Here is a 14,904-nt window from a genome sequence, read left to right as displayed (position 1 = left end):
AGAAGAATTCTCGTTTGATGACTTTGAACTACCAGAGTTTGGTGAAGAGGATGCACTAGCGGAAGCTGAAGCAGCTGCACCACAAGCAGAAATAGCAGAACAAGAAAGCGCAGAAGAATTCTCGTTTGATGACTTTGAGCTACCAGAGTTTGGTGAAGAAGACACACTAGCGGAAGCTGATGCTGAATCAACAGCAGAACCAGTAACGCCAGCTATTGATGCTCAACCAAGTGTTGAACCTCAAACTGAAGCCCAAGTTATAGCTCAGGGGCAAGGCGACGAAGAGTTTTCGTTTGATGATTTCGACTTACCAGAGTTTAGTGAAGAAGACGCACTAGCGGAAGCTGATGCTGAATCAACACCAGAGCCAGCAACGCCTGCTATAGACTCTCAATCAAGTGTTGAATCGCAACCTACCGCTGAGCCTCAGTTAGATGCTGCACCACAAGTTGAAACTGCGAAACCAGAAAGCGAAGAAGAATTCTCGCTTGATGACTTCGAACTACCAGAGTTTGGTGAAGGCGATGCGTTAGCGGAAGTGGTGAGTGAACCAGATGAAGCACAGTTAGAGCAAGACTTAGCGCCTGACACAGAGAAGTTCGAGTTCGATGACCTTGATCTTCCGGAGTACGATGAAGAAAGCGCAAAAGCAGACTCTGTTTTAGATGATATTGAGCAAAGCAATGCCGAGCCGGTGGCGGAAGCCCAAGGCGTAGAGTTCGATGAGTTTGATTTACCGGAATATGGTGAAGATGAAGCCATCTCTGATGCGTTTGCTGAGAAGCCAACACCACTGACTTCTTTCAGCCCACAAGGCGAAGAGCAAGATGCGTTGCATGATCTGTTCTCAAATCCGCAGAGCTATAGTCAGGCTGATGATTTCTCGAATGCTGAAGACTCTGAACCGGCTGGTTTTGCACAGCCAGAACAATCACTGAGCGCGGCTTCAGAGCCAAACTCAACGCCTGCAGCGGTTCAAGACGAGCCACTAGAAGGCTTTGATGACTTTGATGAGACAGCATTAGCTGAGTTGCTTTCTGAAGATGTTCAAGACTCTGTCGACAACATGTTCGATAAGCCATTGGACGCAACTTCGATTGATAGCGCAGGGTTAGATATTGACGCCATGCTTGAAGTCGGCGGCGAAGACTGGAAAGGCTTTAACCTAGCGCCAGAACAACAATCGAGCATGCATAATGATGTGCCTGATGACCAACAAGAGATTTGGGCATCGGCTGAACAGCAAGCTGAACCGAAAATCAAAGAAGAGAATTGGGCTGAACAAGACAATTTAACCGAATCAGGCAACAGTCGTGATAAGCAGTACATGACGATTGATGAGCTAATGGCTCAAGTCGAGCAAGAAGGTGAAGAAGTCATTAATCCAGACGATGAAGAGCTTAAACTGGATGTGGGTCTTAACGAATTCCCTGATGTTATCGGTGATATTGGCAATTATGATGTCGACAGCAATGCAGAAGCTGCGGGTAAGCTTGATTTGGCCAAAATCTACATCGAGATGAGTGACTCGCAAGGGGCAATTAAGCTTCTAGAAGAGGCAATCGTTGACGGCAGCGATGATATTCGTCGAGAGGCAAAAAATCTTATCGATACGTTAAACGGTCGATAAATTTACAAATCAGAAAGGGTAGCGTTGGCTACCCTTTATTTTAAGGCGATACAGAGCGCTATCGTTTCATTTGGTTTTTCAACAGCATCGTCTCGGTCGATGCTGATTGTTTATTGAAGTTTTAGCCCCATCCTATTTGGGCTAGCACTGATTTCCGTATATACTTCTCGCCCATTTTCAAAGAGAACAAGAACATGAAAATTGCTTTAGGTATTGAATATAACGGTACCCACTACTTTGGTTGGCAGCGCCAACGAGACGTGAAAAGTGTCCAAGAAGAATTGGAAAAGGCTCTTTCAGTTGTCGCGAATCACCCTGTAGAAGTTATGTGCGCAGGTCGTACAGATGCCGGTGTTCACGGTACGGGACAAGTCGTTCACTTTGAAACTAATGTCGATCGTAAAATGGTGGCATGGACAATGGGCGCGAATGCCAACATGCCAAAAGATATTGCGGTTCGTTGGGCGACAGAAGTGAATGAGGATTTCCATGCTCGTTTCTCGGCTACTGCCCGCCGTTATCGCTACATTATCTTTAACCATGCACTACGCCCAGGCATTTTGAATTCAGGTGTGAGCCATTATCATGGTCATCTTGATGAGAAAAAAATGCATGAAGCGGGTCAGTACTTACTTGGTGAGAATGACTTCACTTCGTTCAGGGCAACACACTGTCAATCTCGTAGCCCATGGAGAAACATGATTCACTTGAACGTGACTCGTCATGGACACTACATTGTGATCGATATTAAAGCGAATGCGTTTGTTCACCACATGGTGAGGAATATTACGGGTAGCCTTATTGCCGTAGGTAAAGGTGAGCAGAAACCAGAGTGGATCCAGTGGCTTTTAGAAGCTAAAGATCGAAAAGTAGCCGGCGCAACTGCAAAAGCGGAAGGTTTGTATCTGGTGGATGTTGATTATCCTGAACATTTTGAGCTACCACGAGAGCCAATTGGTCCTCTATTTTTACCGGATAATTTGAACTAAATGTGAGACTTAGGTTCAAAAATTATTACGGTTTAGTGCGTAAGATAGTCCCAGAAAATAGGTACAACCAGTTTTTTATCTACAGTCGCTGTTTTATGTGCTTTAATTCCCACGCATAATTCCCAAATTTATTTCTTTCGCAATCAAGCGGAAGAATCGAAACAAAAAGGTCTTCCATGAGTTGGCTTGAAAAGATTTTAGAAAAAAGCAACATCGTAACATCTCGTAAAGCGTCTATCCCTGAGGGTGTTTGGACTAAATGTACTTCTTGTGAGCAGGTTCTGTACCATGCTGAACTAGAGCGTAACCTAGAAGTATGTCCAAAATGTGACCATCACATGCGCATGAAAGCACGTCGTCGTCTGGATACATTCCTAGACAAAGGTGAGCGTGTTGAACTAGGTGCTGATCTTGAGCCACAAGACAAGCTGAAGTTTAAAGACTCTAAGCGTTACAAAGAACGTATCTCTGCTGCTCAAAAGAACAGTGGTGAAACAGACGCATTAGTTGCAATGAAAGGCGAACTATTGGGTTTACCTATCGTAGCGTGTGCTTTTGAATTCTCATTCATGGGCGGCTCAATGGGTTCTGTTGTTGGTGCTCGTTTCGTGAAAGCGGTAGATGCTGCTATCGAGAACAACTGTGGTTTAGTGTGTTTCTCTGCAAGTGGTGGTGCTCGTATGCAAGAGGCATTGATGTCTCTAATGCAAATGGCGAAAACCAGTGCTGCGCTTGAGCGTTTATCTGCGAAAGGCCTACCGTTTGTTTCAGTTATGACTGATCCAACAATGGGTGGTGTTTCTGCAAGTTTGGCAATGCTTGGCGATATCAATATTGGTGAACCAAAAGCACTGATCGGTTTTGCTGGACGTCGTGTAATCGAACAAACGGTACGTGAAGACCTTCCTGAAGGTTTCCAACGCAGTGAGTTCCTACTAGACCACGGTGCTATCGACATGATTGTTGACCGTCGTGAGATGCGTCAGCGCGTTGCAAGCCTTGTTGCTAAAATGACCAACCAGCCTTCACCATTAGTAGTTTCTGTGAACGATTCACCGAATGAAGCTACTTATGAAGTACCAGAAGCGCCAGAAAAAGGGTAAAGTACCTTCTAACAAACCAACTTAATTATGGTTATGAGTTAGATGAGTCAACAACCTATTCCTCAAGCCACATCCTCTTTGGAGATGTGGCTTGATTATTTATCAAACATCCACACAAGCGCTATTGATCTTGGATTAGACCGAGTTCAGGCCGTCGCCTCTAAGGCAAACCTCACCAAACCTGCTCAACATGTTATTACTGTTGCCGGAACCAATGGCAAAGGCTCAACATGTGCACTGATGGAAGCGATTCTATTGGACGCTGGTTACTCAGTTGGTGTCTACAGCTCTCCTCACTTAATTCGCTATAACGAACGTGTTCGTATCAACGGCCAAGATCTATCTGATGAAAAGATGGTTCAGTCTTTCGATTTCATTGAGAAAGAGCGTGGCGAAATCAGCCTGAGTTTTTTCGAATATGGCACTTTAGCGGCGTTACGTGCATTTCAAACTGAAGCGGTTGATGTTGTGCTTTTAGAAGTGGGTTTAGGCGGGCGTTTAGACGCGACCAATATCGTTGAGCATGATGTTTCTGTGATTACTAGTTTGGCTGTCGACCATGTTGACTGGCTAGGTGATGACATCAATGTGATTGGTTTTGAGAAAGCGGGCATTTATCGTAGCGGTAAACCCGCTATCTGTGGTCAACCCAAGCCACCGGCTACGGTTGCAGCGCACGCTGATGACATTAAGGCTGAGTTCTACCAAGTCGGTATTCAATACACTTATGATGTTGACGGTGATACGTGGAACTGGCGCAGTGGTGCATTCCAACTAGAATCACTACCTATTCCAAGCCTGCCGTTACCTAACGCTGCAACAGCGTTGATGGCATTGGGCACATCAGAGCTTAGTATTAGCGACGTGAACGTGGTTAACGGCATGAAGAATGCGCAGCTTCCAGGTCGTATGCAGCAAATTAGCGAACAACCCGTGATTGTGCTTGATGTGGCGCACAACCCGCATTCTGCTGAGTACTTTGCGCAGCAAGTCGCGAAGAAGTATGCAGGCAAAAATTTACACGTTGTAGTCGCCATGCTTCATGACAAAGATATCCCCGCGACATTGGAAGTATTAGCGCCAATCACAACTCATTGGTATCCAGCTTCATTGCAAGGGCCACGCGCAGCGACAGCTGCTGAATTGTGTCAAGGCCTACCCGAAGGCGTAGAGCAGCATTCAAACCCTGTCACAGCTTTTGAAGCGGCTTTAGCTTCTGTTAAAGGTGACGATGTTGTGTTGGTTGTCGGTTCTTTCCATACAGTGGGTGAAGTGTTGGAGCATTGGCAGAAAAAAGGAAACTAAATGGCAAGTAAATTCCAAAGCCGGTTAGTCGGCACCATCATTTTAGTGGCCATTGGTGTGATTGTATTGCCCGATGTACTAGATGGTAAGAAGCTCCACTACAAAGAAGAGTTTGCAAGCATTCCAATTAAGCCTGAGCTTGATAGTAATGTTGAAGTGTTTGAAGTACTCGATCCCGTTGAAGATCAGATAGCGCTACCGGATTCTCCTGTTGAGCAAGTGGTTGAAAGTGGTCGTACTGATAATTCAAACACGCAAACCGCGTCTTCTTCTAATGATAAAGAAGCAGACAAAGTGGCAGTTGTGGTTAAGCCGGTACCTGAAAAAAATGAATACCAAGACAGTGCTTGGATTATTCAATTGATGGCTTTGAAGAATGCTGACAACGCAAAAAACGTTGTTAAGGATCTGCAAAAGCGCGGTTATCAGGCTCACACCAAGCAAGAAAAAACTTTTACGCGAGTAATTATTGGCCCGGATGTCTCTAAATCCAAACTTGAGCGACAAATTAAGGAATTAGAAAAAATTACGGGTTCAAAAGGCCAGTTGCTCAAATTTAAACCGTTAAATCCATAAGAAAACGTTTGCGTCAGCATTTTTTCTGTTAAAATGCGCGCCAACTTAAGATGAAGAATTCATGAATTGGTTAGATTTTGTCATTTTAGGCGTGATCGGCTTCTCTGCCGTGATCAGTTTAGTTCGTGGTTTCGCTAAAGAAGCCTTGTCACTCGTTATTTGGTTTGGAGCATTTTTTATTGCTAGCCAGTACTACGCTAAATTAGCGATGTACTTCACCAATATCGAAGATGAGATGTTTCGAAACGGAACTGCGATAGCAGCATTGTTTGTTGCAACGTTAGTTGTGGGTGCCTTAGTTAACTATGTCATCGGTCAACTAGTTCAGAAAACAGGCCTGTCAGGTACAGACAGAATCCTCGGTGTCGTCTTTGGTGGCTTACGTGGTGTTTTGATTGTTTCTGCAGTGTTGTTTTTCATGGATGCGTTTACTGCATTCCCAAGTTCTGAGTGGTGGAAGAATTCGCAATTGGTTCCAGAATTTAGTCGAATCATTGCGCCGTTCTTCGAGCATTTACAAGCAACATCTAGTTTCTTATCTGGCGCGCTCTAGCGCCAGTTAATGTCGAAAAATCGAGGATTAGGACATGTGTGGTATTGTTGGAATCGTGGGTTCAACACCTGTAAACCAGTCTATTTATGACGCTTTAACGGTATTGCAGCATCGTGGCCAAGATGCCGCTGGTATTTGTACCATAGAAAGCAATCGTTTCCGTCTGCGTAAGGCGAACGGTTTAGTAAAAGATGTTTTTGAAGCAAAACACATGCAGCGCCTACAAGGTGAAGTTGGTATTGGCCATGTTCGTTATCCTACTGCGGGTAGTTCAAGTGCGTCTGAAGCTCAGCCTTTCTACGTAAACTCTCCTTTTGGCATTACGTTGGCGCACAACGGTAACCTGACGAACGCAAACGAAGTTCGTGAGAAGTTGTTCGAAAAAGACCGTCGTCATGTAAACACAACCTCTGACTCTGAAGTTCTACTGAACGTATTAGCTCATGAGATCGATACTGTTAAAGGTAACGTAACTTCAGATGACGTTTTCCGCGCTGTGGCAAATGTGCATCGTACAATTCGTGGTGCTTACGCCGTAACGGCGATGATCATCGGCCACGGTATGATCGCATTCCGTGACCCACATGGTATTCGTCCATTGTGTCTTGGTAAGCGTGAAGTTCAAGGTAAAACAGAGTACATGGTTGCGTCTGAATCGGTAGCACTCGATGCTGTTGGTTTCGACTTCATGCGCGACGTAGCACCAGGTGAAGCTATCTACGCAACGTTTGACGGTGAGCTTTTCACTAAGCAATGCGCAGACAACCCACAACTAAACCCATGTATCTTTGAGTTTGTATACTTTGCACGCCCAGATTCATTCATCGACAAAATCTCGGTTTACAGCGCACGCGTTGAGATGGGTGAGATGCTTGGTATGCGTATTAAAGAAGAGTACGCAGACTTAGACATTGATGTAGTTATTCCAATCCCTGAAACATCAAACGATATTGCGCTACGAATCGCTCAAGCGATCAATAAGCCATACCGTCAAGGTTTCGTGAAAAACCGCTATGTTGGCCGCACATTCATCATGCCAGGTCAGCAACAACGTAAGAAGTCGGTTCGCCGTAAGCTCAACGCAATTCGCTCTGAGTTTAAAGGTAAGAACGTTCTTCTGGTTGACGATTCTATCGTTCGCGGCACAACATCAGAGCAGATCATTGAGATGGCTCGTGATTCTGGCGCAAATAAGGTCTTCATGGTTTCAGCTGCTCCAGAGGTTCGCTTCCCTAACGTTTACGGCATTGATATGCCGAGCGCGACAGAGTTGATTGCTCATGGTCGTGATAACGAAACGATTTGTAAGCAGATTGGCGCAGACGCCTTGATTTTCCAAACGCTACCAGATCTGATTTCTGCAGTGGGCATGGGCAATCAAGACATCTCTCGTTTTGATACTTCTGTATTTAACGGCGAGTATGTAACGGGCGATATCGACCAAGTGTACCTAGATTTCCTAGACTCTTTGCGTAATGACGACTCAAAGGTTCAGCGTGAGATTCAACAAGATCTTGCTAACTTAGAGTTACACAACGAAGGCGCTTAACTAGCGTTTCGTTAGTCATACAGAGTTTCGCTAGCGATACAGAAAATAAAAAACCAGAGCATCGGCTCTGGTTTTTTGTTTATAGAGAAGGGGATTGACCTTAATGAATGTGGTATGCGATCACAAAATCAATAAACAATCTCACTTTCTCTGGTAGATGGTCTTTGTGGTTATAAAGCATGTAAATATCACGAGGGTTAGCGCTCCAGTCTTCTAAGACTTGCACTAAGCTGCCATCTTCAATGTATTCACGAATCATCACGTCAGGCATCAGGGTGATACCTAGGCCTTCTGAGCACGCTTGTCTTACGACATTAAGCGCATTGGCGTTGAAACGGCCTTTCTCGCTATTCACCACCGTCTCTTCATTCGAATTACTCAGCTGCCACTTAATCAGCGGGTAGCCTTTGAGTAGCGAATGGTTCGCTAGCTCTTCAGCATGGCTTGGAGCTGGGTTCTTCGCTAAGTACTCAGGGCTCGCGATAAGAATATCTTTGACTTCACTGATTTTTCGAGCGATTAGGCTTGAATCACGCTGAGGGCCGACTCGGAAAATTACGTCCCACTCCGTTGGATCCAGCTGATCCGCTTGGTTGTTCATCATCAGCTCAATATTGATATCAGGGTATTGAATCATGAATTCACTGAACATTGGCATCATCATGCGCTTGGTCAGGTTTGAGGGTGCCGTAATACGAATCTTACCGGAAGCGCCTTTGCACACGTCAGTTAACTCTTCTGCAGTAGAAGAGAGACGTTGCAACAGCGGAGAGCATTCATTGAAGAAACGTTCGCCTGCCTCTGTTAAAGAAAGTTTACGCGCGTGTCTATTGAGAAGCCTAAGGTTCAAAGAATCTTCTAAGGCTTGGATGCGTCGTGTGATGGTCGCAACCGGAATCATAGTCTTGCGCGATGTTGCGGTGTAGCTCCCATTTTCAACGACGAGTCGAAAGAGGTTTAAATCATCTAATTTCATAAATCCAGACACATTTGTTTACAATCTCATCTAATTTATACGTAACAGTGAGATCAATGTTTGCGTTACGTCAACTCGTTGCACTATTTACAAGTATTCCAACCCTCGTCACGAATTACCAGTAAAGAGTGCAAATTTGTGTATTTAGCATTTTATTACTAAGTTTTATATTAGTTCTTAGAACAGATAACAATAATAATTCGACTTAGTTTTGTGAGGTTATAGATTATGTACAAAACTCACAGTCAGCCAGTAATGACCTCGGCTCAGGAAGTAATTAACCAAAAATGCGTGATGTTGGTTGATGATGATCCTATTTTTCGCCGTATAACCAGCGCGTACCTAGACAAGGTCGGTTATAAAGTGGTTGAGGCTGAAAATGGACTGGACGCTTTGCAGAAACTTAGAGACTCAGCGCCAGATTTAATTGTGTGTGACTTATCAATGCCAATACTTGATGGCATAGAGCTTGTGGAAGAGCTCAGTTTAGAGTACCCGTCACTGCCTATGATCGTTGTGTCTGGCACTGATGATATGTCTGACGTGGCGAAAGCCTTGCGATTTGGTATTAAAGACTTCTTGGCGAAGCCGTTAGAGGATCACCGTCACCTAGGAAGTGCGATTGCGAATACATTGACAGATTCGTTCGATAACATTTCAGACCAACGAGATTTTTCGAGCCAATGGTTCTGTGTGGATGATGGGGGAGAGATCCCTGAAGACCAAGAACTGCATTGGCACCTGAATTACCTTCAAGATAACCCAAGCGCAGCAAAAGACTTACTGCATGCGCTGCTTCCAGAGAAAGATACGCGACAAGGCTCATGGCGTTGCAGTTACCGGTTACTGCAATCAACAGAGATGATGCCACTTGTGTTTGACTATGCGTGGATGATGAACGGGCAGTTTGCTTTTTACCTCGTCGATTCATCGTCGTCTGATAATGGCGGCTCCGCGACAACATTGTTAGTGAGAGCGCTGTTCCACGATTACATAAGAAACAGAAAAGATTTTAATGTTGATCTCAAAGATATTGCTGAAATCTTAGAGAAGGGGATTCGTTGCTCTAAATGCTCCACCCCAGTGAATGCCTTGTTTGGTGTTGCTGACCTTGCCGAGGGAACCATCTCCATTTTGCCTGCGGGTCTAGACGGGCAATGGTCGAATGGTGAATTGAATCAATATATTGCAGCAGGTGAGCGCTTGGGTGAGAACTGCAAGAAGAACTTTATTACGCGGGACCTTCCGATCGAACAAGGCTGCCAACTGTCGTTGAGCCTACTTGGAGCGGCAAGTTTTAGTTTAGACATACACCAAGGGTCTACTGATTAACCCTATATTTCCTCGGTTTTTGTGAATAATTGATTAAGGTATAGTTGCGCAAATGGTGTGGCTATGCCTTTTTTGTTAAATGTCGATTTAGCAAAGCGGGTTTGGTTCGCCGGATACTTACCTTCACTAACAAAAACAAGAAGCAATCATGGCAGATAACAAAGACTTTCAAGACCCGTTTAATGTATTCTACTTTTTAGGATTTTTAGCCGCATTTTTAATGATTCCATTGCTACCAGCAACACTTACGTTGATCCGTGTATTCAATGGTTACGCAACATTCTAGTTAAGCTGTCGTCGCCGATTGGTGATAGCTAACTCAAGGAGGCCACAATTAGCGTTCGAGTTTTAAGCCTCAATATTGCTGGTGGCCTTTGTATATTTCTCGCAGTTCTAGGGATAGTTTTGCCCGTTCTGCCAACCACTCCTTTTCTCCTTCTTGCCAGCGCATGCTTCATGCGAAGCAATCCGAAAGTTCATAAATGGATGCATGAGCACAAAACGCTGGGTCCTTTGCTGAACAATTGGTATCAACACGGTGCCGTCACCAAACAAGTTAAAACGCGTGGCGTATTCTTTATCTTGTTGAGTTTTGCGTTATCCATCTACTTTGCCCCTATCATTTGGGTCAAGGCTTTCCTAATTTGTGTACTTGTTATTCTTCTCACATGGTTTATGCGACTTCCAACCCATGAGTTGGTTGCTGACAGCAAAGAAAATCACTACCATTAAGCCAGTGTGCCTGCTTGTATAGCGGGCGTTTATTATTTCAGCAATCAGAGTTATGACTCTCGTTGCAATGAATACCAATCGTACCTTTCCTTAATTCCGAGCGTTGATGTTTGATTCGTTAACGAGAGTTTGGAAAGCGGCCTAATGAAGTGCATAAGATTATGAACACAGAAAAAATCTCTCTGATCAAAGCAAGCATCAAAAGCATTCCTGATTACCCTAAAGCGGGTATTTTGTTCCGTGACGTAACAAGCTTGATGGAAGATCCAGTAGCTTACAAAGCGACTATCGACCTGCTAGCGGAAACATACAAGGACATGGGCTTTACTAAGATCGTTGGTACTGAAGCTCGTGGTTTCCTATTTGGTGCGCCTTTGGCACTTGAGCTAGGTGTTGGCTTCATTCCTGTTCGTAAGCCGGGCAAGCTGCCTCGTCAAACTGTGGCACAATCTTATGAGCTTGAGTACGGCACCGACACTCTAGAAATCCATACTGATGCTATCGTTGAAGGCGATAAAGTGCTTATGGTTGATGACTTGCTAGCAACGGGCGGTACGATTGAAGCAACAACAAAGTTGATTCGTCAGCTTGGTGGTGTGGTAGAACACGCTGCATTTGTTATTAACCTTCCAGAAATCGGTGGTGACAAGCGCTTACAAGGCTTAGGTCTAGAAGTGTTTAGCATCTGCGAATTCGACGGTCATTAATCCTTTTCGGAATTATTCATGAGCTATCTTGCGTTAGCGCGAAAATGGCGACCAACCAAATTCAAAGAAGTGGTTGGTCAAGCCCATGTTTTAACAGCATTAGAGAATGCCCTTAGCCAGAATAGGTTGCACCACGCATACCTGTTCAGCGGTACACGAGGTGTTGGTAAAACAACCATCGGTCGTTTGTTTGCTAAGGGACTCAACTGTGAAACAGGCATTACCTCAACACCTTGTGGTGAATGTGCAACCTGTAAAGAAATCGATGAAGGTCGCTTTGTTGACCTGCTCGAGATCGATGCGGCATCACGAACTAAGGTAGAAGATACCCGCGAGCTTCTGGACAATGTTCAGTACAAGCCTGCACGTGGTCGCTTCAAGGTTTACCTAATCGATGAAGTCCACATGCTTTCTAGGCACAGCTTTAATGCGCTTCTAAAGACCTTAGAAGAGCCGCCTGAGTATGTGAAATTCTTGCTCGCAACAACGGATCCACAGAAGCTTCCAGTAACGATCTTGTCGCGTTGTTTGCAGTTCCATCTTAAGCCGATCAGCGTTGATAATATTCACGAGCAGCTCGATCATATTCTTGAACAAGAAGATGTGACGTCTGAATCTCGTGCGCTTGGAATGATTGCTCATGCTGCTGATGGCAGTATGCGTGATGCGCTAAGCCTTACAGACCAAGCTATCGCATTGGGTAATGGCAATGTCGTAACAGATACTGTTGCTCACATGCTCGGAACACTGGATACCGACCAAGCTATCCACTTGCTTGAAGCGATTAGCAGTAAGCAGCCACAGCAAGCGATGGCGTGTATCCAAAGCCTTGCTGAGAACGGTGTCGAGTGGGATGGTTTGCTGAATCAGCTTGCGACTCAACTGCATCGTCTTGCGATGTTCCAAGCTTTGCCATCCACACTAGATAAGGCACAGCCTGACGCTGAGAAGCTTGAACTACTGAGCAAAGCGCTTAGCCCACAAGACATTCAACTCTACTACCAGATCGTGTTGAAAGGTCGTGAAGACTTACCATTGTCGCCAACCGCTCGCGTTGGTATTGAGATGGTGGTTTTACGCATGTTGGCATTTAGACCAGCTGAACAAGCGGTTGCTACGGCAATCTCGACTCAGTCGGCAAGCCCAGCGCCAGTTCCAGCAGCTCAAGCTCAGAACGTTACTCAGTCAGTGAGTCAACCTGCGCCAATGGCAGCTCCGAGACAGCCTCAGATGCAACAACAGGCGCCTCAACAGCAAGCTATGCAGCAGCCACCCGTGCAGCAGAATCCAGCACAGTATTCAGATTCGCAAGGTTACGCTGAACATTCAGGCAACCAAGGTTATCCTGAGCAGGATTACCCGCATAGCCGGTATGACGCGCCTCCTGCTTATGATGAGCGTCCAAGCTACGGTGCAGAGCAGCCTCAGCAGCAACAAACGAATTATCAAAACCAGAGTCCGGTTCAACAGCCAAGCGCTGCACCTTCTGCTCCGCAAGAGCAGCCAGCGCGTGCAACTTCGCCTATGAGTGGTTTACGCCACCAATTACGTTCTCAACGTAGAGGCAGTTCGGCAACAGAAAACAAAGGCTCGGCGCCAAAAAAGGCTAAAGCGACACCAGCTAAAACTTCAGTTCTTGATCGAGTTGCTCAGCAACACGGTGGTTCTGAGCGGGTGTCGCCAGCTTCTTTATCATCCTCTTCGACAGAAAATGTGACCAACGATAATGAACCTTATCGCTGGAAACCGTCTAAACCTGTAGTGAAAGAGGTAAGCAAAGAGCTTACACCTACTCAAATAAAGCGTGCGTTGGAGCATATTAAGACACCAGAAATGGTCGATAAATTGCTTCAAGAGTCGATTGCTCAAGATGAATGGTCCGCCACGATTCAAAAGCTAGAGACAGCCAAGCTTGTTGAACAGTTAGCATTGAACTCAGTGTTTGCTAAAAACGACACATCAATCACTTTAACGTTAAGAGCGAGCCAAGCTCACTTGAATACGGACCGTGCACAGAGTGAATTATTGCAGTCTCTCAATACTGTGCTTGGAGAAGAGTGTCATTTGAGTGTTGAAATCGGTGATGGTGGAGAAACGCCGCTAGAATTACGAGAAAGGTTGTACCAAGGTAAGTTGAAAGACGCGTTTACCGCTTTAGAAAACGATGCCAACGTACAGTTCATTGAAAGACGTTTTGCCGCTGAACTCGACAGAGACAGCGTTCGTCCTATCTAGAACGTTTTCTTGTTTAGTGACCGGCATATCATCCCAGATAAGCAAATCTGAGAACTGAACATCGAGGGGTTGAATCACACTGTTTTAACCCCCATTTAAGCTCGTATAGCTTAATTAATTTTAATAAACCAATTAGACCAGAGAGTATTAACATGTTTGGTAAAGGCGGTATGGGCAACATGATGAAGCAAGCCCAGCAAATGCAAGAGCGCATGCAAAAGCTTCAAGAAGAAATCGCAAATATGGAAGTTACAGGTGAGTCAGGTGCTGGCCTTGTAAAAGTAACGATCACTGGTAGCCACAGCGTTCGCCGTGTTGATATCGATGAAAGCCTAATGGAAGACGATAAAGAGATGCTTGAAGATCTTATCGCTGCTGCTTTCAACGATGCGGCTCGTCGCGTTGAAGAAACTCAAAAAGAGAAAATGGCTAGCGTAACTGGCGGAATGCAACTTCCACCAGGTATGAAGATGCCTTTCTAAGTAACTTATTCTTAAAGGTTAATTCAGGTGGTGGTTTGTGTTGAACAGGCTATTACTTGAACATTAGAACGGTTAAATATGCGTACCAGTCATATGCTGGAGCATTTGATGGAGGCCTTACGTTGTCTACCTGGGGTTGGCCCCAAGTCGGCGCAGCGTATGGCCTTTCATTTGTTACAGCGCGATAGAAAAGGCGGCCTACAATTGGCTGAAGCTCTTAGCCAAGCAATGACCGAAATTGGTCACTGTAATGAGTGCCGTACTTTTACTGAAGAAGATACTTGCCACATTTGTACCAATCCTAAACGTCAGGAAAATGGTCAAATCTGTGTAGTAGAAAGCCCTGCAGACATTGCAGCAATAGAAGCGACTGGCCAATATTCAGGCCGTTACTTTGTATTGATGGGCCACCTTTCACCACTTGATGGTATTGGTCCAAGTGACATCGGTCTCGATGTCTTGGACTACCGCCTGCGTCGTGGTGATATCTCTGAAGTAATCCTAGCGACTAACCCAACAGTTGAAGGGGAAGCGACAGCGCATTACATTGCTGAGCTATGTAATGCCCATGAAGTGAACGCAAGCCGTATCGCTCATGGTGTTCCCGTTGGTGGTGAGCTAGAGCTGGTGGATGGCACCACGCTTTCGCACTCCTTACTCGGTCGTCATAAGATCTAAAAAAGCCGCTTGGTGAAGCATCACTAAGCGGCTTTTTCTTGGTTCATCGCGGATTAG

General features: G+C 45.2%; 15 protein-coding genes. 14 read left to right on the top strand and 1 reads right to left on the bottom strand.

Annotated elements, in window-relative coordinates; genetic code table 11:
- The 7 genes from AB4512_RS07830 to purF all read left to right on the top strand — a co-directional run.
- Window positions 1–1,630, top strand: a 1,630-nt coding sequence (locus tag AB4512_RS07830; RefSeq protein WP_372174717.1) for a FimV/HubP family polar landmark protein, incomplete at its 5' end; no start/stop codon positions are given.
- 194 nt (window positions 1,631–1,824) lie between these two features.
- A complete protein-coding gene (gene truA / locus AB4512_RS07825; RefSeq protein WP_004734161.1) occupies window positions 1,825–2,619 on the top strand; it encodes a tRNA pseudouridine(38-40) synthase TruA in 795 nt (264 codons plus the stop codon).
- Between the two features lie 176 nt (window positions 2,620–2,795).
- Window positions 2,796–3,722, top strand: a complete 927-nt coding sequence (accD, locus tag AB4512_RS07820; protein WP_017062348.1) for an acetyl-CoA carboxylase, carboxyltransferase subunit beta — start codon at window positions 2,796–2,798, stop codon at window positions 3,720–3,722.
- Window positions 3,723–3,764: 42 nt separating this feature from the next.
- Window positions 3,765–5,027, top strand: a complete 1,263-nt coding sequence (gene folC / locus AB4512_RS07815; protein ID WP_372132015.1) for a bifunctional tetrahydrofolate synthase/dihydrofolate synthase — start codon at window positions 3,765–3,767, stop codon at window positions 5,025–5,027.
- Window positions 5,028–5,603 carry an SPOR domain-containing protein gene (locus AB4512_RS07810; RefSeq protein WP_017063432.1) on the top strand — a complete coding sequence of 192 codons (576 nt, stop codon included), beginning with the start codon at window positions 5,028–5,030 and terminating at the stop codon, window positions 5,601–5,603.
- Window positions 5,604–5,664: 61 nt separating this feature from the next.
- Complete coding sequence (locus tag AB4512_RS07805; protein ID WP_009848678.1) at window positions 5,665–6,156, top strand: CvpA family protein; 492 nt, start codon at window positions 5,665–5,667, stop codon at window positions 6,154–6,156.
- Window positions 6,157–6,190: 34 nt separating this feature from the next.
- Window positions 6,191–7,705 carry an amidophosphoribosyltransferase gene (gene purF, locus AB4512_RS07800; RefSeq protein WP_017062345.1) on the top strand — a complete coding sequence of 505 codons (1,515 nt, stop codon included), beginning with the start codon at window positions 6,191–6,193 and terminating at the stop codon, window positions 7,703–7,705.
- 100 nt (window positions 7,706–7,805) lie between these two features.
- Here the strand turns inward: purF and AB4512_RS07795 are convergent, their stop codons facing one another.
- The gene (locus tag AB4512_RS07795; protein ID WP_017062344.1) at window positions 7,806–8,681 is read right to left on the bottom strand and encodes a LysR family transcriptional regulator; all 876 of its coding nucleotides are present in this window, start codon (window positions 8,679–8,681) and stop codon (window positions 7,806–7,808) included.
- A 228-nt stretch (window positions 8,682–8,909) separates the two neighbouring features.
- Here AB4512_RS07795 and AB4512_RS07790 point away from each other — a divergent pair, with 228 nt between their 5' ends.
- The 7 genes from AB4512_RS07790 (at window position 8,910) to recR (ending at window position 14,847) form a co-directional block, all read left to right on the top strand.
- A complete protein-coding gene (locus tag AB4512_RS07790; protein WP_102332530.1) occupies window positions 8,910–10,013 on the top strand; it encodes a response regulator in 1,104 nt (367 codons plus the stop codon).
- A gap of 148 nt (window positions 10,014–10,161) precedes the next feature.
- Window positions 10,162–10,299: a hypothetical protein gene (locus tag AB4512_RS07785; protein WP_017067606.1), complete on the top strand. Its 138-nt coding sequence runs from the start codon at window positions 10,162–10,164 to the stop codon at window positions 10,297–10,299.
- 74 nt (window positions 10,300–10,373) lie between these two features.
- Window positions 10,374–10,745: a YbaN family protein gene (locus tag AB4512_RS07780; RefSeq protein WP_029225617.1), complete on the top strand. Its 372-nt coding sequence runs from the start codon at window positions 10,374–10,376 to the stop codon at window positions 10,743–10,745.
- A gap of 161 nt (window positions 10,746–10,906) precedes the next feature.
- A complete protein-coding gene (gene apt, locus AB4512_RS07775) occupies window positions 10,907–11,452 on the top strand; it encodes an adenine phosphoribosyltransferase (RefSeq protein WP_017062340.1) in 546 nt (181 codons plus the stop codon).
- 18 nt (window positions 11,453–11,470) lie between these two features.
- Window positions 11,471–13,687, top strand: a complete 2,217-nt coding sequence (gene dnaX / locus AB4512_RS07770) for a DNA polymerase III subunit gamma/tau (RefSeq protein WP_372174716.1) — start codon at window positions 11,471–11,473, stop codon at window positions 13,685–13,687.
- Between the two features lie 152 nt (window positions 13,688–13,839).
- Entirely contained in the window at window positions 13,840–14,169 is a 330-nt protein-coding gene (locus AB4512_RS07765) for a YbaB/EbfC family nucleoid-associated protein (RefSeq protein ID WP_017062338.1), read from the top strand.
- A 78-nt stretch (window positions 14,170–14,247) separates the two neighbouring features.
- Window positions 14,248–14,847, top strand: coding sequence for a recombination mediator RecR (gene recR / locus AB4512_RS07760; RefSeq protein WP_019823189.1), 600 nt, complete (start codon window positions 14,248–14,250; stop codon window positions 14,845–14,847).
- Window positions 14,848–14,904: the final 57 nt, after the last annotated feature.

This window comes from Vibrio sp. 10N.222.52.B7, from assembly GCF_041474275.1.
GTDB lineage: Bacteria > Pseudomonadota > Gammaproteobacteria > Enterobacterales > Vibrionaceae > Vibrio > Vibrio crassostreae_C.
The sequence above is the reverse complement of the archived record's forward strand: the minus strand, read 5'-3'. Positions and strand labels throughout refer to the sequence as shown.

Excerpts from the sequence above, each read along its gene's own strand:
- truA (WP_004734161.1), top strand. The coding sequence starts at position 1,825 with ATGAAAATTGCTTTAGGTATTGAATATAACGGTACCCACTACTTTGGT.
- AB4512_RS07785 (WP_017067606.1), top strand. The coding sequence starts at position 10,162 with ATGGCAGATAACAAAGACTTTCAAGACCCGTTTAATGTATTCTACTTT.
- apt (WP_017062340.1), top strand. The coding sequence starts at position 10,907 with ATGAACACAGAAAAAATCTCTCTGATCAAAGCAAGCATCAAAAGCATT.
- accD (WP_017062348.1), top strand. The coding sequence starts at position 2,796 with ATGAGTTGGCTTGAAAAGATTTTAGAAAAAAGCAACATCGTAACATCT.
- AB4512_RS07795 (WP_017062344.1), bottom strand. The coding sequence starts at position 8,681 with ATGAAATTAGATGATTTAAACCTCTTTCGACTCGTCGTTGAAAATGGG.
- dnaX (WP_372174716.1), top strand. The coding sequence starts at position 11,471 with ATGAGCTATCTTGCGTTAGCGCGAAAATGGCGACCAACCAAATTCAAA.
- purF (WP_017062345.1), top strand. The coding sequence starts at position 6,191 with ATGTGTGGTATTGTTGGAATCGTGGGTTCAACACCTGTAAACCAGTCT.
- AB4512_RS07790 (WP_102332530.1), top strand. The coding sequence starts at position 8,910 with ATGTACAAAACTCACAGTCAGCCAGTAATGACCTCGGCTCAGGAAGTA.
- AB4512_RS07810 (WP_017063432.1), top strand. The coding sequence starts at position 5,028 with ATGGCAAGTAAATTCCAAAGCCGGTTAGTCGGCACCATCATTTTAGTG.
- AB4512_RS07765 (WP_017062338.1), top strand. The coding sequence starts at position 13,840 with ATGTTTGGTAAAGGCGGTATGGGCAACATGATGAAGCAAGCCCAGCAA.
- AB4512_RS07805 (WP_009848678.1), top strand. The coding sequence starts at position 5,665 with ATGAATTGGTTAGATTTTGTCATTTTAGGCGTGATCGGCTTCTCTGCC.
- recR (WP_019823189.1), top strand. The coding sequence starts at position 14,248 with ATGCGTACCAGTCATATGCTGGAGCATTTGATGGAGGCCTTACGTTGT.
- folC (WP_372132015.1), top strand. The coding sequence starts at position 3,765 with ATGAGTCAACAACCTATTCCTCAAGCCACATCCTCTTTGGAGATGTGG.